Origin of the sequence: Aquirufa antheringensis (genome assembly GCF_023921165.1) — a bacterium.
GTDB classification, from domain to species: Bacteria; Bacteroidota; Bacteroidia; order Cytophagales; family Spirosomataceae; genus Aquirufa; species Aquirufa antheringensis.
The window spans coordinates 2,056,413-2,071,495 of record NZ_CP049835.1; the positions used below are offsets into that span (position 1 = coordinate 2,056,413).

A 15,083-nucleotide genomic window follows, 5' to 3' on the forward strand; every position below is an offset into this window, starting at 1 on the left:
ATTGTATAGGAAATTAGTTATTAATATTTCCGTAAGTGATTTGCTTGTAAGCAGCACGAATCATTTCTTTACGACGACCTACAGAAGGTTTTTCGAAAGCAGATCTTCTACGTAGTTCTTTTACTACACCTGTTTTTTCAAATTTCTTCTTGAAGCGCTTTAAAGCCTTATCAATTGATTCGTTCTCTTTTATCGAAATAATTAACATTTTCTTTTGTCTGTTTTTTTAAATTGTGTGCAAAGATAGTCATATTTTTTTGATGCGCAATAGGTAAATCGATTATTTCAATGAATGTTTTTGCCTATTTTTGTGCTTTCATTTTACCCAATTTTATGTCAGACTTTTCACGGACTACCGTTACTGCAGCGTTAATTTATGCGAATGGACCTATTCACATCGGTCACTTGGCCGGATGTTATTTACCTGCAGATATCTATGTGCGCTATTTGCGCTTGCAGAAAAAGGACGTGATTTTCGTGTCTGGAACAGATGAGCATGGCGTGCCTATTACCATTAAGGCTGCGAAAGAAGGGAAGACACCTCAGCAAGTAGTCGATTATTATTATAAAGAAATCAAGGATTCGTTCGAGCAATTCGGCATTTCATTTGATATATATGGAAGAACTTCTGATCCAGTACATCACGAAGTTTCTCAAGAGTTCTTTTTGAAATTATATAACGAAGGGAAATTTATCGAGGAAGTGACGGAGCAATTCTATGATGAAGAAGCGAAACAATTCTTGGCGGATCGTTATATCACGGGCGATTGTCCTTCTTGTAAGCAGCCAGGCGCCTATGGCGATCAGTGTGAAAAGTGTGGAACGACGCTTTCTCCTACAGAATTATTGAATCCTAAATCGGCTTTGAGTGGTTCTAAACCTGTTTTAAAGCCGACCAAAAACTGGTTTTTGCCTTTAGATCAATGGCAGCCGGAATTAGAAAAATATATTAATTCACACCCAGAATGGAAGTCGAATGTGACGGGTCAGGTTAAATCCTGGTTGCAGGAAGGCTTGAAGCCTCGTGCGATGACGCGTGATTTGAACTGGGGTGTGCCTATTCCTTTGCCAGATACGGAAGGCAAAGTGCTCTATGTGTGGTTTGATGCTCCCATCGGATATATCTCGATGACAAAGCAATTAACGCCGGAATGGGAGACGTATTGGAAGGCGAAGGATAGCCGCATCGTGCATTTTATTGGGAAAGACAATATTGTGTTCCATTGTTTGATCTTCCCCGCCATGTGTATGGCGCACGGAGGTTATCAATTAGCGGATCAGGTGCCGGCGAATGAATTCATGAACCTGGAAGGGGATAAGATTTCTACCTCGCGTAATTGGGCGGTTTGGTTACATGAATATTTAGTGGATTTCCCGGGCAAGCAGGACGTATTGCGGTATGCGTTGACGGCTTCCAGTCCAGAAACGAAAGATGCCGATTTTACGTGGGCTGATTTTCAGACCAAAAACAACTCCGAATTAGTCGCCATTTTAGGCAATTTCGTGAATCGGGCCTTTGTATTAATTGATAAAAACTTTGATTCTGTTGTGCCTCCTAAAAGTGAAGGAACAGGATTAGAAGCTGATTTAATGGCGGCGGTGGCTGAAATTCCAGCTAAACTAGCGGTAGCATTAGAAAATTATAAATTCCGCGATGCACTTGTGTTAGCGATGGAGATTGCTCGATTAGGTAATAAATACTTAGCGGAAGCGGAGCCTTGGAAAATCATGAAAGAAGATCCGGCGAAGGCTGGAACGGTTTTGAATTATGCCGTGCAGTTAGTCGCTCAAGCAAGTATTGCCTTAGAGCCATTCATTCCATTTAGTGCTCAGAAATTGCGTACTGCGCTAGGTATGGAGAGCTTTGAGTGGTCAAGTATTGGTTATTTTGAGGTGATTGCTGCAGGGACAACCTTAAAAAATCCGGGCTTGTTATTCGAGAAAATAGAAGATGAAGCGGTTCAAAAGCAGGTAGATAAATTAGTTCAAACGAAAGCGCAGATGGAATTAGCGACTAAAACGGTGCCAGCTCTAAAAGAGACGGTGGCTTTTGATGATTTTGCCAAAATGGATATTCGCATCGGTGAAATTGTTGCGGCAGAGAAGATGGAGAAGAGTAAGAAGCTGTTAAAGCTTCAGGTGAATGATGGTTTTGTGACTAGAACGATCCTATCTGGTATTGCAGAGCATTTCGCACCGGGAGATCTTGTAGGTAAGCAGGTGACCTTTTTAGCAAATCTAGCGCCGCGTAAAATGATGGGAATTGAGAGTGAGGGGATGATTTTGATGGCAGAAGATGCAGACGGAAGTCTGGCATTAGTGCAACCTAACAAACAAATTTGGAATGGAGGGGCTGTTAATTAGGTCCTCATTTTCAGGTTGGTATAAAATAAAAATAAGGTCAGAAGAAACTTCTGGCCTTATTTGTTTAACCTCTAAACCTATTTAACTATGAAAATTTATACAAATATAATGCTTTAGTGGATATTTTATAAGTTTAGTGCAAAAAAAATAAAAAAAAGGTGAAGTTAAAAACTTCACCTTTTTTGATTACCTCTAAACCTATTTAACTATGAAAACTACTAACAATCTACTTATAACATAACAATCAAGTGCTCTTGCTGTTCTGAGCTGTTATCAAAATTAGTATCGATAACGGGTTCAGTGCCTACAATTGACCACACTAGGTTGATCTTTTTAGCTGTTTGATTAATTTCTTTGATCCAGTTTAACGTCTTGGTGTCTGAAAAATTTTGACCTTGCTCAGAAATAGTTTTGATGGTTTGATTGAAAACCACTTTTTCTGACTCAGAAGCTTTTAAGAACTCTGTTTTGTTATTTTGGAAATCTTCTAAAATCGATATAGTCAAACTCGCAGCGCTTGCACTCTTCAGTTGAGCGTCTTTGCGAATCAACGAGGTGATCACTTCTGATAATGTTTCTGTTTTTACTGATAAATCGTTTGAACGATTAAATGAACGTGCTTCTTCTCCTGCAACCGCAACTAGGTTTAATCCAATTAAACAGCTAGCTAATAATAATGTCTTCTTCATATTTTTGTTATATTTATTATCTAAATCAACGATGCAAAATTATTGCATTTTTTTAATATGTCAAAACTTTATTTTAGTCTATTTTGTGTGTTATTTTTCAGTATATTCCGAATTTGAATTCAAAATCAGAATATTTAGTATAATTTATGAAGTATTGCAGAATAATATTTGGCTTATTATTTTAAATCGTTTGATTAATTCTTATTTAAAAATTACGGAAAAATTCAAAGATTCTTTAAAAAGTACAATCATTGGTTGTATTTGTTCATTGTTTTAGTGAGTCCTTCAACGCAGAATGTTTCTATTATCTCCGCGGTTTTGTCCAAAATGAAGGGGATTGTCTCTAATTCGGCTTCTGAAAAGTTACTTAAGACATAATCAGCCTGCCTTCCTTTGGCAAAATCGCTACCAATTCCCATACGCAAACGAGGGTATTCTGTGCCTCCTAGAACTCCTTCGATACTTTTAAGGCCATTGTGCCCACCGGATGATCCTTTGGGCTTTAGGCGCAAGGTATCGAATGGGATAGCCAAGTCATCTACTAATACGAGCATGTTCTCCTTTTCAATCTTATAATAGGAGAGCCAGTAATTCACCGCCTTACCGCTCAGGTTCATGAACGTGGTGGGTTTGATCAGGTAGATCGTGTGCCCTTTTAATTTATAAGAAGCAACGGAGGCTAATCGATCGGTTTTGAAGTTGAGGTCCTTTTGTTTGGCCAAAAAATCCACCGCCATAAATCCAATATTATGGCGTGTAAATAAATATTGCGGGCCTATGTTGCCCAATCCAACGATTAAAAAGTTCATAGGGTATTGAATTTGGATACAAATTACGCTCAAATTTTTTAGAACACCTCTTTGCGCTTACCTTCGCATAAAATTAATTCCTATGAAAAAAATCGCCTGCATCACGGGTGCGAGTTCCGGAATCGGTCGCGCCACTGCTCAATCCTTAGCTAAAGAAGGTTTTCAATTAATCCTTTGTGGTAGAAGAAAGGAACGTTTAGAGGAGCTGCAGGCAAGTTTATCGGTTTATTCGACGTTATTAACGTTCGATGTGAGCGATCAATCTGCGGTTATTCAAGCGTTTGAATCTCTTCCAGCTGAATGGAAAAATATCGATGTCTTGGTGAATAATGCGGGTAATGCACATGGTATGTCTGCTATTCAAGATGGAGATGTAGCTGATTGGGATGCGATGATGGCCTCTAATTTGACCGGTTTATTATATGTGTCTAAGGAAGTGATCAAAGGAATGGTCGAAAGAAAATCGGGTCATATCATTAATTTGTCTTCTATTGCAGGAAAGCAAACTTATCCGAATGGGAATGTGTATTGTGCCTCCAAAGCGGCAGTAGAGGCCTTATCAGCGGGGATGCGCCAGGATTTAAACCCGTTTGGGATTAAAGTTTCGAATGTGGCTCCAGGGGCAGTTGCTACCGAATTTTCCGAGGTTCGCTTTAAAGGAGATCAAGCAAAAGCAGAGGCGGTATATGCCGGATACGAACCTTTAGTCGCGGAAGATGTGGCAGAATTAATTCGTTATATCGTCGCAGCTCCAGCACACGTGAATATTGCAGACGTGACTATTTTGCCGACAGCGCAAGCGTCGGCTTTCCAGATTCTTCGAAAAAATTAAATAGAACGTTGGCGAACGGTCTCAAAAATAATGACACCTGCCGCAACCGACACGTTTAGTGATCCTACTTGACCTGCTTGAGGGATTTTAGCGATCTCATCTGACTTGCGGATGATTTCGTCTGTGATTCCATCTTCTTCTGATCCCATAATGATGGCGATCGGGTCCTTGTAGTCTATTTCGTAGATCGTGCTTTTGGCTTTCTCTGTACAAGCTACCACGCGCAAGCCCGAATTTTGCAAAAAGTCAATCGTTTGGATTAAGCTGTCTTCCTTACATACGGGAATAAAGTTCAACGCTCCAGAGGATGTTTTCATCGCATCTGCGTTGATTTGAGCGGCTCCACGAGAGGGTAAAACAATGGCGTGAACACCCGCGCATTCTGCTGTACGTGCGATAGCACCGAAGTTTCTTACATCTGTAACGCGGTCCAAAATCAAAATAAAGGGTATTTCGCCTTTCTCAAAGGTGTCTGCAATGACATTCTCTAATTTTGCATAGTGAATGGCAGAAACGAAAGCGATGGCTCCTTGGTGATTTTTCCGTGTAATGCGGTTTAATTTCTCCAAAGGTACCTTTTGTACTTGAATGCCTTTTTCTTTGGCTAAATCAAGGATTTCAGTGTTTCCTAGTTCTCTTTGGACTAATAAACGATCAATTTCCTTCCCAGAACGAAGGGTTTCTAGAACAGATTGTACCCCAAACACAAACTCTTTATTGTCTGTTACCGGAGCTGTAAAATGTCTAAATGGTCTCTTAAATGGGGGTCTTGATGCGTTTTCTTCTGACACGATGTTGCTTGAAATTTTGCACGAAGGTCGGAATTTTTTTTAACATTTCAGCTAGATAATTCCTTACCTTTGTCTCTTAACTTTATTAGAATGTATAAAACTACCGAAATCGCTTCCTCTGATATTCCTTCAGATAACCCCGTTCACCAACGTTTATTGTATCCTTATATCCACGTCAGCCAATTACTTTCTGGCAATGTATTAGAGATTGGATGCGGCACAGGACGTGGTGTGGGTGTATTAGCTGACGCGGTAAGTGACTATACAGGAGTAGATAAGAATACAGAATTGATGGAGAGTTTATCGAAGACTTATCCTAAGTTCAAGTTCATCGATATGTTCTTACCTCCATTAAAGGATTTGCCATCGAATCATTTCGATTATGTGGTGACTTTTCAAGTGATTGAGCACATCGAGAACGATGATTTCTTCTTAGCGGAAGCGGCTCGCGTGTTAAAGCCGGGCGGTAAATTGTATTTAACGACCGTGAATAGGAAATTCTCCTTAACCCGCAATCCATGGCACGTACGTGAATATTTGGCGCCAGAATTACGCGACTTGATGAAGAAACACTTCTCTGAGGTTATTACGGAAGGGGTGCACGGAAATCAAAAAGTGATGGATTACTATGAGGAAAATAAGGTAGCAGTCAAGAAAATCACGCGTTTCGATATTTTCAACTTACAATATAAATTACCAAGAACTTGGTTGCAGGTACCTTATGATATCGCGAATCGCATGAGTCGCTTATCGATGTCTAAGTCGAATAATTCACTTGTTTCATCGATTCAGGTGGATGATTATTTCCTTAGCCAGGATCCTGATCATTCATTGGACTTCTTCTACACAGGGATTAAATAATGGAATTCATTGACGAAGGAATAGAGGAATATGCACGCCTGCACACGGAGCCAGAAAATGACTTGTTAAAGGAGTTAGTTCGGGAGACGCACGCGATGGTGTTGCAACCTCGGATGCTTTCTGGTCATTTGCAGGGGCGTTTTTTGTCTTTCATTGCCAAAGTTTATCAACCTTCTCTCATCCTCGAAATAGGGACATATACCGGTTATTCTGCCCTTTGTATGGCGGAAGGTTTAAAAGCAGGTGGTCGTTTGATTACGATTGATGTGAATGAAGAGTTAGAGACGTTTACGCGTTCATTCTTTGATCGTTCTCCTTATAAGGAGCAAATTGATTACCGTATCGCGGATGCCGCTCACGAAATTCCTGCTATTGAAGGCCCTATCGATATGGTATTTATCGATGCGGATAAGCGTAATTATGCGCTGTATTTTGATCTTGTTATCGACAAAATGCGTCCAGGAGGACTTATTTTAGTGGATAATGTGCTGTGGAGCGGTAAAATTATTGAGGAAGCGGCTAAAGACAAATCGACACAAGCTTTGCGTGATTTCAATACCAAAGTGGCGAATGATCCACGTGTAGAGCCTTTACTACTTCCTATCCGGGATGGATTATTCCTTCTGCGGGTTATCTAACTTCTTTTTAGGCGGTAACAGAAAATCGTCTGGCTGTAAAATCTCAGGGATCTGGATAGAGTTATCAAAGAAGGTAACTGTGGATGGGTGATAAATAATGTAATTCTTATCGCTAGGCACGTAATCGTTCAATATCCATGGATTGTATTTCTTCAAATCATCGTAGCTGACATTTAGCTCATCCGCAATTTCATACAGGTTTTTGCCGCAGGAATTATCGTAACAAATCAGTTTAGACTGGTTAATTGGTTGAATACCAAGAGAATCATCTTTTTTGAATTCATCTGCCCAGAATTTTTGGTAAGCTAAAAAACGCAGCACATACCAATCCGTACTTGAATCCACCTGAATGTCCGATTTTCCCACCCAATCCATCACATAGGACGTTTTCTTCGCCGTTCCTAAACCTACTCGGTAGGAGAGAAGTGTTCCTACCCAGTTATTCAATACTCGATTATTGCGGGTGAAATAGTTCGCAGCGCCTTTCGTGGCCTCAATAATGTGCTTGCGTTCATCCACATTCGCGTTCACTTTCATTCCCACATCTGTCGCAGTACCTGATTTGAATTGCCAATATCCCACAGCTTGCGAGCTCGAAACAGCGATCGGATTTAATCCACTTTCCTGAACCGAAAGGTATTTGAACTCATTGGGAATGCCTGCTGATTGTAATAAAGGCTCCATGACAGGAAAATAGAAGCGCATTTTTTCCTTCATACTCTCCACAAATTTCTTGCTGCTGCCTAAGCGCTTTTGCTCTGTTTCTAATATGGATTTAGCAGAAGGATGGATGAATACCTTTACGTTTCCGATCAAAAGGGAGTCGGGAAACTCAGTTTTGGCAAAAACCGGTAAACAGATTAAAAGTATTAATAAAAGTATCCAAAGGGATTTCATAGTGTAAAATTACCTATATAAACTATAATATGTACCTTTGTGGTTCAAAAATAAGCAGATGATTTTAATTGACGATACGGTAATCTCTTCCGATGTAGCAGACGAATTTTTCGTGTGTGATTTAGCCAAATGCAAAGGCGCTTGCTGCGTAGAGGGCGATTTAGGTGCTCCGTTAGAGGAAGATGAATTAGAGATTTTAGAGCGAATTCAGGACGATATTAAGCCTTTTTTATCCGAAATAGGGTTAAAAGAAATTGAAAAATCGGGTGCCTGGGTAAAAGATGACGACGGTGATTTTTCTACACCAGTAATCAAAGGAAGAGAATGCGCCTATGCTTTATATGACGACAAAGGCCATTTGAAATGCGGCATCGAGCAAGCTTATTTTGCAGGAAAGACGGATTTTAGAAAGCCTATTTCATGTCATCTGTATCCAATTCGCTTAGCTAAATTAGCCGATTACACGGCCTTAAATTATGATCGTTGGTCTATCTGTTCAGATGCGTGTTCGAATGGTGCGTCCTTAGGTGTTCCCATCTATGTGTTTTTGAAAGAGCCTTTGATTCGCAAATTTGGGGAGAAATGGTATGCCGAGTTATGCCAAGAGATCGAAGAGCGTAAAGAAGAATAATGGCTGATTTTGAAGCAATTTACCAGGTGGTAGCGTTGATCCCTCCCGGCAAAGTGTCGACTTATGGTGCTATTGCTGGTTATTTAGGCTCCAAAGGAGGTGCTAGATTAGTGGGCTGGGCGATGAATGCGTCGCACGGTCAGGCAAATATTCCTGCTCATCGGGTTGTAAATCGAAATGGAGTTTTGACTGGTAAGAACTTTTTTGGAGCTAATCGAATGCAGGAATTATTAGAAGCAGAAGGCCTCACGATCAAAAACGATCAAATTCAACAATTCTCCAACCATTTCTGGGATCCTTCGGTCGAGTTATTATAGATTCTTCAGGTAGTTTTTACCTCCTAAAGCTTTCATTTGGCGTTGAATGGCTGAGGTACGTTTGCGCACATAAGCCGATGGATGTTCGATGGAAAAGCGATTGGGACTCGGTAATACGGCCGCAATTCTTGCCGCTTCTGAAGCTGAGATCTCGGTTCCACTGTGACCATAGTATTGGCGACAGGCCGCTTCCACGCCAAAAGTCATAGGTCCCGTCTCAGCCACATTCAGATAGACTTCTAAAATGCGTTCTTTTCCCCAGATCAATTCAATCAAGAACGTAAAGTATACTTCCAGTCCTTTTCGGATATAGCTTCTGCCTTGCCATAAAAAGACGTTTTTAGCCACTTGTTGCGAAATGGTGCTCGCTCCACGGATTTTTTTGCCCTTCATATTGTATTTCACTGCGCCCCACATCGCGTCAAAATCAAATCCGTGGTGATCTGGGAAAGCCTGGTCTTCTGAGGCTATCACGGCGATGGCTACATTTTTGTCTAGTTTTTTGTACGAGCTCCATTGGCTGTGAATCTTGGATGGTTTTCCTTCTAAAAGGGCATCAATCTTCCTTGAAGCCATGGTTGGCGTAAAATAGACGGGAAAGAATTTGAGAAATACGACAGAAAACAGGCTGAAAATCCATAGGTAAAGGAAGAAAAAGCCGATTTTCTTGAGCCACGTGCGTTTCTTGGGGCTTTTCTTCGCTAAGCGTTCAAACTTTTTACTTCCGTTGGAGGGGATAGGTGATTTCTTATCGTATTCGATTCGCTTTGCCATAGGGTTGTAAAATTACAAAAAGGCCTTAGACCACAAAAATATCACTGCTTAATCGATCGGCAATTAATTTTCCTTCGCCTTCTAGCAGTAAACTGTCATTTTCAATTCGAGCGAAACCTTTCGCAATCCAGGTCTGAAATTCCTTTTCAGGATAAATTTGTCCCATTTTTTCGAAGCTCTCCCGCACATAGTTCAGGTCGATACCCCATTTTGTTCGCAAGCGGACCATCAGGTATTCATTGAGTTGATCGGCTGGGCTGAGTTCTTCTTTCTCTGCTAATAAATGACCCTCTGCCATATATTTGGCATTATTTGCCACGTTCCATTGCCTAGAATGGCCGTTGAAACTATGGGCAGAAGGTCCTATGCCTACGTAGGGTTCTTGCTGCCAATAACTGGTGTTATGGACAGAATAATGGCCTTCTTTGGCAAAATTAGAGGTTTCATAGCCCTCATAACCTTTGGATTCTAAATATTCGCGGACCTGGTTGAAGGCGTTTGCCATCGCGGAATCCGGTATTTCCAGAAAAGCCCCTTTCTTTTTTTGAACGCCAAAAACCGTTTTAGGCTCCACCGTTAAGCTATAGGCTGAAATGTGTTGTACTCCCAGCGAAGTAGCTTTTTCTAAATCTTCAACTAAATCTTCCTGGGTATTAGAGGGAATTCCGTAAATCAAATCGATGCTGATGTTCGTTATTCCAGCTATTTGTGCATTCTGAATCGCCTGGATGGAATCAGATGCCTGATGGTTTCGATTCATCAAGACTAGGTTTTTCTCCTGAAAGGATTGAATGCCGATACTCAGGCGATTGATTCCTTTAGAAGCTATCATTTCGCAATAGTCAGATGTTAAATCTTCTGGATTCGCCTCTAAGGTAATCTCCGCGTCTTTAGCTATGGTGTGGTTACCGCAAATGGTATTGAAAATCAAATCTAAATTACCCGCATTTAAAAGAGATGGAGTACCTCCGCCAAAATAGATCGTCTGTAATTCGGCACCTTTTAAATAGTCTTTCTGCGCAGCTATTTCTCGACATAAGGCGTTGACCATTTCCTCTTTTCGGCTCGTATTGGTCGAAAAATGGAAGTCGCAATAATGACAGGCTTGTCTACAAAAGGGGATATGGAGGTAAAGATGCACCGAATTATGGTTCGAAAATCAAACAACTCAAGGTAGCTGGATCGAGCATTTCTTTCGCCAGCGATTGAATATGCGCGCTGTCGATGAGGTCAATTTGTTCGAAAATTTCGTCTAAACTCTCGATTTTCTCTCGATCCAAGAGATTCTTAGCCATCATTAACATGAAATTGAGGTTTCCCTCTTCCGCCATCGCTAATTGCCCTTTTAATTGACTTTTTATCTTAGTCAATTGAGGTGCCGTTAACTCTTTTTCTTGCAGTTTGGCAAACTCTTTATGAATCAATTTTAAGGATTTATTCACCTGATTAGGTTCAGTCCCAAAATAAATGGCCCAATAACCCGAGTCTAAAAACGAAGTCAAACTAGCTTCAATAGAATAAACTAAGCCATGTCTTTCCCTAACTGAAACATTTAACAAAGAATTCATTCCAGGCCCTCCCAATAGATTGACTAATAGGAAAAAGGCTAGTCGATTTGGGTTTTCAATGGCAAAAGATTGACGGCCTAAAGCCACGTGGGATTGCGTAATGCCTCTTTTGATGACTTTGGTCTGTGGGATCATAGGTGAAGGAGCAAGACGTTTCACGATTTGCTTCTTCGCTTTAATGGATCCTAAATGCTTTTCTGCCCAGGCAAAAACCTTCGCTGGATCTAATTTTCCAATCGAAGAAAAGACAATCCGGGAAGTATCTAAATTGCGTTCAATGAAGGATTCGAGGTCCTTTTTTTGGAAGGCTTGAACCGTCTCTGTCGTTCCTAAAATATTGACGCCTAAGGGGTGATTGGGAAATAATAATTCATCAAAATCATCCTGTATCGCTTCCTCCGGAGCGTCATAATACATCGACATCTCCTCTAAAATGACCGAACGCTCTTTCTCTAATTCCTTTTCAGGAAACACGGATTCAAACGTAATGTCAGTTAATAGTTCTAAGGCCCGTTCGAAATAGGGGCTTAAAATGGAGGCGTGGAAACAGATTTTTTCTTTAGTGGTATAAGCATTCAATTCCCCACCATAAATTTCAAGGCGGTTAATGATCTGCAGATTGTTCTTTTTCTTCGTTCCTTTGAAGGCCATATGCTCCCAAAAGTGCGCTAAACCCTCTTCTCCCGCTAATTCATCCCGACTTCCTATATCTAACATAATCCCTAAATGCGAGATCTCTGTGTGAAGCACTTGCCTGTGCACCACCGTGATTCCGTTAGAGAGGGTATGCAGGTGAATGGAATTCATAAATGGGGTTTTGGTGAAAAATGTCTCAAAAATAAGTAATTTTATGGCTAATCGCTTCCTTTTCTTCTATGAATCCAGTATCCAAGGTGTTAATTATTCAGACCGCTTTCCTCGGGGATGCGGTTTTAATAACGTCATTATTGGAGAAAATCCGGATAGAATCCCCTGAAACGGCCATTCATTTGTTAGTAAGGAAAGGGAATGAGTCTATTTTTCAAGCTTATACACATCCTTCTTTGGAGCGCGTTTGGAGCTATGATAAGTCCAATAAACGGGCTTCTTGGCTTGATTTGCACACTAATTTGAAGAAAGAATCCTTTGATAAAGTCTTCGTGGTGCAGCGATTCTTCGGAATGGGTTTGTTAAGTCTGATGATAGGAGCGAAGCAGGTGATGGGATTTGCAAAAAATCCACTTTCTTGGTTTTTTACGAAGTCTTATCCACACCCTTTTGGGAATGGGATCCATGAAGTGGAACGAAATACGGCTTTATTGAGTGATTGGTTAGGGGAGAAGGTACACAAACCTTTCTTGAATCCTTCGAAGGCACCAGCTCCCGCTACAAATTACATCTGTATTTCCCCCGGAAGTGTGTGGGAGACGAAGCGTTTGCCTATTCAGAAGTGGATCGATTTTATTCATTTATTGCCTCGAGATCAAGCGATTGTATTAATGGGTTCGCCTAATGAGAAGCATTTGTCTGATGAGATTGAACAAGCTTGTCAGGGTTGGCCTATCTACAATGAAACAGGGAAACACGCGCTCTTGGCGTCTACCTCCATTTTCGCCCAAAGCAAAGGTAATTTCGTCAATGATTCCGGTCCGATGCACCTTTCCTCTGCGGTGAATGTGCCTACGGTTGCTCTATTTTGCTCAACGATACCAGATTTCGGTTTTGGACCACTAGCTGATCATAGCCAAATCATCGAAGTGTCAGAAAAATTAGATTGTCGTCCTTGTGGAGATCACGGCAAGAAAAATTGCCCGTTAGGCCATTATGCTTGCGGAAATCACATCTCCTCCCAAAAAATGTTATTAGCTTACGAAGCTCTTGAAGCAAGTAAATAAAGGACAGCCATTCTTACGGCCACGCCATTTTCTACCTGATCTAAGATGATTGAATGCGGCGAATCTGCTGCATCAGAGCTTAATTCCACCCCGCGGTTTATTGGGCCTGGGTGCATTAAAACGATCTCTTTCGGTAATTCCTCCAGCATCGCGCGATTGATCCCAAAGAACTGTGAGTACTCCCGAAGACTTGGGAAGTATTTGATTTGTTGTCTCTCTAATTGGATACGCAACACGTTAGCGGCATCACACCAAGCTAAGGTACTCTTTACGTCGTGAGAAACTTCGACGCCTAAGCTTTGTATGTGCTTCGGAATCAGGGTGCTAGGTCCACAAAGGCGAACTTCTGCTCCTTGCTTTTTCAAGGCGTAAATATTAGAAAGGGCTACGCGTGAGTGCAAAATGTCTCCAATGATGGCAATCTTTTTGCCGGCTAAATCGCCTAGTTTTTCTTGTAAGGAGAACGTATCTAATAAGGCTTGCGTCGGATGCTCGTGCGTTCCGTCGCCTGCATTGACGATATTGGCTTTGATATGCTTCGCTAGATAATGAGGCGCTCCTGGACTCGCGTGGCGCATCACAATCATATCCACTTTCATCGCCAAGATATTATTGACTGTATCAAGCAATGTTTCCCCTTTTTTTACGGAACTGCCTGAGGCCGAGAAGTTAATGGTATCTGCAGAAAGTCTTTTTTCGGCTAATTCGAAGGATAATCGGGTACGGGTGGAATTTTCAAAGAAGATATTAGCAATCGTCACATCGCGTAGAGAAGGAACTTTTTTAATGGGTCTGTTCAGGACCTCTTTAAATTCTCTGGCCGTTTTAACAATCAATTGAATGGATTCTTCATCCAGATCTTTGATTCCTAATAAATGTGGCGACTTTAACATAATTATTCAGGTTGAGGAATTAACCAAATTCTGTCCGCTTCGTGGCCTTGTTCTGTCCACTCTACGAGTACTTTTTCGGTGGGCAAGGTGTTGACACTTTTGCCCACGTAATCTGCGTTAATGGGCAAATCACGGTTATAGATACGGTCGATTAAGACACATAATTCCACTTTAGCCGGTCTCCCAAAACTATTCATCGCATCCAGCGCCGCCCGCACCATTCTGCCCGTGGCTAATACGTCATCTACTAAGATAACACGCTTGTTTTCGATCAAAAAGGGGACATCGGTTGAATTAGGCGATACCGTTTCTCTGCGGCGGTAATCGTCGCGGAAGAAGGTAGCGTCTATTTTTCCTACGCTAGGAGCTTTTTCAAGGTGTTTGCTTAATTCTTTCGCGATACGTTCTGCAAAGAAGATTCCGCGCGGCTGTAAGCCTAGAATTACTGTTTCAATACCGTTGATTTGATTTTCAATGAGCTCTTGACACAACCGAGAGATGGTTATTTCGAGTAATGGGCTTGATAAAATCAGCTTGCGAGTCATTGATGCAAAGATATCAAAATTTTAATTAAAAAATCGGATGATTGGGGTCAAAATCGGGTAGAATTTGGTCTTTATCCGATACAATTGGATTTTCTACGCCCCATTCGATTCCTAATTGTGGATCATTCCAGCGAATACCTGATTCCGCTTCTTTGTTCCAAAAATTCGTGCATTTATACACAAAAATCGTCTCTTCTAGGGCAATAAATCCGTGCGCGAAACCGATGGGCACATACAGCATATTGCCTTTATCTGCGTCTAAAATGAATTTTTCGTGTTGTCCAAAAGTAGGGGAGTCCTTGCGTAAATCCACCACCACATCTAATGCTTTCCCGGTCATTACCCGGACTAATTTTCCCTGGCCATTGGGATTATGTTGGAAGTGCAAGCCTCGCAATACACCTTTAGTTGAGAAGGAATAATTGTCTTGTACAAAATCTTCCGGGATTCCATTCGAAGCAAAACGCTTTTGGTTATAGGATTCGTAGAAAAATCCTCGTTCGTCATGATATTTTGTTGGTATGCACTCAATGACTCCTGATAAACGATGCTTAATGAATTCCATAAATTGTTTTTTGGCAGGGAAAGGGATAGATTTGT

At 41.2% G+C, this 15,083-nt stretch carries 18 protein-coding genes; 7 read left to right on the plus strand and 11 right to left on the minus strand.

Annotated features, from left to right (window positions below; translation table 11 throughout):
• Nucleotides 1–13 precede the first annotated feature (13 nt).
• Nucleotides 14–208, minus strand: a complete 195-nt coding sequence (rpsU, locus tag G9X63_RS09240) for a 30S ribosomal protein S21 (RefSeq protein WP_130896373.1) — start codon at nucleotides 206–208, stop codon at nucleotides 14–16.
• 125 nt (nucleotides 209–333) lie between these two features.
• On the opposite strand from rpsU, the gene metG reads away from it, so the two are divergent.
• Entirely contained in the window at nucleotides 334–2,364 is a 2,031-nt protein-coding gene (gene metG, locus G9X63_RS09245; RefSeq protein WP_252622686.1) for a methionine--tRNA ligase, read from the plus strand.
• A gap of 230 nt (nucleotides 2,365–2,594) precedes the next feature.
• Here the strand turns inward: metG and G9X63_RS09250 are convergent, their stop codons facing one another.
• Together G9X63_RS09250 and pth are read right to left on the minus strand one after the other, a co-directional pair.
• Entirely contained in the window at nucleotides 2,595–3,053 is a 459-nt protein-coding gene (locus G9X63_RS09250; RefSeq protein WP_130896377.1) for a hypothetical protein, read from the minus strand.
• Nucleotides 3,054–3,301: 248 nt separating this feature from the next.
• Nucleotides 3,302–3,862, minus strand: a complete 561-nt coding sequence (gene pth / locus G9X63_RS09255) for an aminoacyl-tRNA hydrolase (protein ID WP_130896379.1) — start codon at nucleotides 3,860–3,862, stop codon at nucleotides 3,302–3,304.
• A gap of 82 nt (nucleotides 3,863–3,944) precedes the next feature.
• Here pth and G9X63_RS09260 point away from each other — a divergent pair, with 82 nt between their 5' ends.
• The gene (locus G9X63_RS09260; protein WP_252622688.1) at nucleotides 3,945–4,694 is read left to right on the plus strand and encodes an SDR family NAD(P)-dependent oxidoreductase; all 750 of its coding nucleotides are present in this window, start codon (nucleotides 3,945–3,947) and stop codon (nucleotides 4,692–4,694) included.
• Here the strand turns inward: G9X63_RS09260 and rlmB are convergent.
• Complete coding sequence (rlmB, locus tag G9X63_RS09265; protein ID WP_130923837.1) at nucleotides 4,691–5,485, minus strand: 23S rRNA (guanosine(2251)-2'-O)-methyltransferase RlmB; 795 nt, start codon at nucleotides 5,483–5,485, stop codon at nucleotides 4,691–4,693. The two genes, G9X63_RS09260 and rlmB, sit on opposite strands and share 4 nt — an antisense overlap.
• 90 nt (nucleotides 5,486–5,575) lie before the next feature.
• Here rlmB and G9X63_RS09270 point away from each other — a divergent pair, with 90 nt between their 5' ends.
• Both G9X63_RS09270 and G9X63_RS09275 read left to right on the plus strand, forming a co-directional pair.
• Nucleotides 5,576–6,346 (plus strand): class I SAM-dependent methyltransferase, encoded by a 771-nt coding sequence (locus G9X63_RS09270; protein ID WP_130896384.1) that lies wholly within the window; start codon nucleotides 5,576–5,578, stop codon nucleotides 6,344–6,346.
• Nucleotides 6,346–6,984 (plus strand): O-methyltransferase, encoded by a 639-nt coding sequence (locus G9X63_RS09275; RefSeq protein WP_130896386.1) that lies wholly within the window; start codon nucleotides 6,346–6,348, stop codon nucleotides 6,982–6,984. The genes G9X63_RS09270 and G9X63_RS09275 overlap by 1 nt, the downstream gene beginning before the upstream one ends.
• Here the strand turns inward: G9X63_RS09275 and G9X63_RS09280 are convergent.
• Nucleotides 6,961–7,881, minus strand: a complete 921-nt coding sequence (locus G9X63_RS09280) for a lytic transglycosylase domain-containing protein (protein WP_252622690.1) — start codon at nucleotides 7,879–7,881, stop codon at nucleotides 6,961–6,963. The two genes, G9X63_RS09275 and G9X63_RS09280, sit on opposite strands and share 24 nt — an antisense overlap.
• A 58-nt stretch (nucleotides 7,882–7,939) precedes the next feature.
• On the opposite strand from G9X63_RS09280, the gene G9X63_RS09285 reads away from it, so the two are divergent.
• Together G9X63_RS09285 and G9X63_RS09290 are read left to right on the plus strand one after the other, a co-directional pair.
• On the plus strand, nucleotides 7,940–8,512 hold the full coding sequence (locus G9X63_RS09285; RefSeq protein WP_130896389.1) for a DUF3109 family protein: 573 nt from the start codon (nucleotides 7,940–7,942) through the stop codon (nucleotides 8,510–8,512).
• Complete coding sequence (locus G9X63_RS09290) at nucleotides 8,512–8,829, plus strand: MGMT family protein (protein WP_252622692.1); 318 nt, start codon at nucleotides 8,512–8,514, stop codon at nucleotides 8,827–8,829. The genes G9X63_RS09285 and G9X63_RS09290 overlap by 1 nt, the downstream gene beginning before the upstream one ends.
• Here the strand turns inward: G9X63_RS09290 and mtgA are convergent.
• Genes mtgA through G9X63_RS09305 form a run of 3 tightly spaced genes read right to left on the minus strand, consistent with a single transcriptional unit; the run spans nucleotide 8,824 to nucleotide 11,978 of the window.
• The gene (gene mtgA, locus G9X63_RS09295; RefSeq protein WP_252622694.1) at nucleotides 8,824–9,603 is read right to left on the minus strand and encodes a monofunctional biosynthetic peptidoglycan transglycosylase; all 780 of its coding nucleotides are present in this window, start codon (nucleotides 9,601–9,603) and stop codon (nucleotides 8,824–8,826) included. The genes G9X63_RS09290 and mtgA overlap by 6 nt on opposite strands.
• A 25-nt stretch (nucleotides 9,604–9,628) precedes the next feature.
• A complete protein-coding gene (gene hemW / locus G9X63_RS09300) occupies nucleotides 9,629–10,744 on the minus strand; it encodes a radical SAM family heme chaperone HemW (RefSeq protein WP_252622696.1) in 1,116 nt (371 codons plus the stop codon).
• A 4-nt stretch (nucleotides 10,745–10,748) separates the two neighbouring features.
• Entirely contained in the window at nucleotides 10,749–11,978 is a 1,230-nt protein-coding gene (locus tag G9X63_RS09305) for a M16 family metallopeptidase (RefSeq protein ID WP_252622699.1), read from the minus strand.
• A gap of 68 nt (nucleotides 11,979–12,046) precedes the next feature.
• Between G9X63_RS09305 and G9X63_RS09310 the strand changes: the two genes are divergently transcribed.
• The gene (locus tag G9X63_RS09310; protein WP_252622701.1) at nucleotides 12,047–13,045 is read left to right on the plus strand and encodes a glycosyltransferase family 9 protein; all 999 of its coding nucleotides are present in this window, start codon (nucleotides 12,047–12,049) and stop codon (nucleotides 13,043–13,045) included.
• Here the strand turns inward: G9X63_RS09310 and G9X63_RS09315 are convergent.
• Genes G9X63_RS09315 through rfbC form a run of 3 tightly spaced genes read right to left on the minus strand, consistent with a single transcriptional unit; the run spans nucleotide 13,018 to nucleotide 15,048 of the window.
• Complete coding sequence (locus tag G9X63_RS09315; protein ID WP_130896400.1) at nucleotides 13,018–13,938, minus strand: aspartate carbamoyltransferase catalytic subunit; 921 nt, start codon at nucleotides 13,936–13,938, stop codon at nucleotides 13,018–13,020. The genes G9X63_RS09310 and G9X63_RS09315 overlap by 28 nt on opposite strands.
• A gap of 2 nt (nucleotides 13,939–13,940) precedes the next feature.
• The gene (gene pyrR / locus G9X63_RS09320; RefSeq protein WP_130896402.1) at nucleotides 13,941–14,483 is read right to left on the minus strand and encodes a bifunctional pyr operon transcriptional regulator/uracil phosphoribosyltransferase PyrR; all 543 of its coding nucleotides are present in this window, start codon (nucleotides 14,481–14,483) and stop codon (nucleotides 13,941–13,943) included.
• A gap of 25 nt (nucleotides 14,484–14,508) precedes the next feature.
• Nucleotides 14,509–15,048, minus strand: a complete 540-nt coding sequence (gene rfbC, locus G9X63_RS09325; protein ID WP_252622703.1) for a dTDP-4-dehydrorhamnose 3,5-epimerase — start codon at nucleotides 15,046–15,048, stop codon at nucleotides 14,509–14,511.
• Nucleotides 15,049–15,083: the final 35 nt, after the last annotated feature.

What these genes read in the sequence shown, in the direction of transcription:
- rpsU (WP_130896373.1), bottom strand. Translation starts at nt 208, where the DNA reads ATGTTAATTATTTCGATAAAAGAGAACGAATCAATTGATAAGGCTTTA.
- metG (WP_252622686.1), top strand. Translation starts at nt 334, where the DNA reads ATGTCAGACTTTTCACGGACTACCGTTACTGCAGCGTTAATTTATGCG.
- G9X63_RS09250 (WP_130896377.1), bottom strand. Translation starts at nt 3,053, where the DNA reads ATGAAGAAGACATTATTATTAGCTAGCTGTTTAATTGGATTAAACCTA.
- pth (WP_130896379.1), bottom strand. Translation starts at nt 3,862, where the DNA reads ATGAACTTTTTAATCGTTGGATTGGGCAACATAGGCCCGCAATATTTA.
- G9X63_RS09260 (WP_252622688.1), top strand. Translation starts at nt 3,945, where the DNA reads ATGAAAAAAATCGCCTGCATCACGGGTGCGAGTTCCGGAATCGGTCGC.
- G9X63_RS09270 (WP_130896384.1), top strand. Translation starts at nt 5,576, where the DNA reads ATGTATAAAACTACCGAAATCGCTTCCTCTGATATTCCTTCAGATAAC.
- G9X63_RS09275 (WP_130896386.1), top strand. Translation starts at nt 6,346, where the DNA reads ATGGAATTCATTGACGAAGGAATAGAGGAATATGCACGCCTGCACACG.
- G9X63_RS09280 (WP_252622690.1), bottom strand. Translation starts at nt 7,881, where the DNA reads ATGAAATCCCTTTGGATACTTTTATTAATACTTTTAATCTGTTTACCG.
- G9X63_RS09285 (WP_130896389.1), top strand. Translation starts at nt 7,940, where the DNA reads ATGATTTTAATTGACGATACGGTAATCTCTTCCGATGTAGCAGACGAA.
- G9X63_RS09290 (WP_252622692.1), top strand. Translation starts at nt 8,512, where the DNA reads ATGGCTGATTTTGAAGCAATTTACCAGGTGGTAGCGTTGATCCCTCCC.
- mtgA (WP_252622694.1), bottom strand. Translation starts at nt 9,603, where the DNA reads ATGGCAAAGCGAATCGAATACGATAAGAAATCACCTATCCCCTCCAAC.
- G9X63_RS09305 (WP_252622699.1), bottom strand. Translation starts at nt 11,978, where the DNA reads ATGAATTCCATTCACCTGCATACCCTCTCTAACGGAATCACGGTGGTG.
- G9X63_RS09310 (WP_252622701.1), top strand. Translation starts at nt 12,047, where the DNA reads ATGAATCCAGTATCCAAGGTGTTAATTATTCAGACCGCTTTCCTCGGG.
- G9X63_RS09315 (WP_130896400.1), bottom strand. Translation starts at nt 13,938, where the DNA reads ATGTTAAAGTCGCCACATTTATTAGGAATCAAAGATCTGGATGAAGAA.
- pyrR (WP_130896402.1), bottom strand. Translation starts at nt 14,483, where the DNA reads ATGACTCGCAAGCTGATTTTATCAAGCCCATTACTCGAAATAACCATC.
- rfbC (WP_252622703.1), bottom strand. Translation starts at nt 15,048, where the DNA reads ATGGAATTCATTAAGCATCGTTTATCAGGAGTCATTGAGTGCATACCA.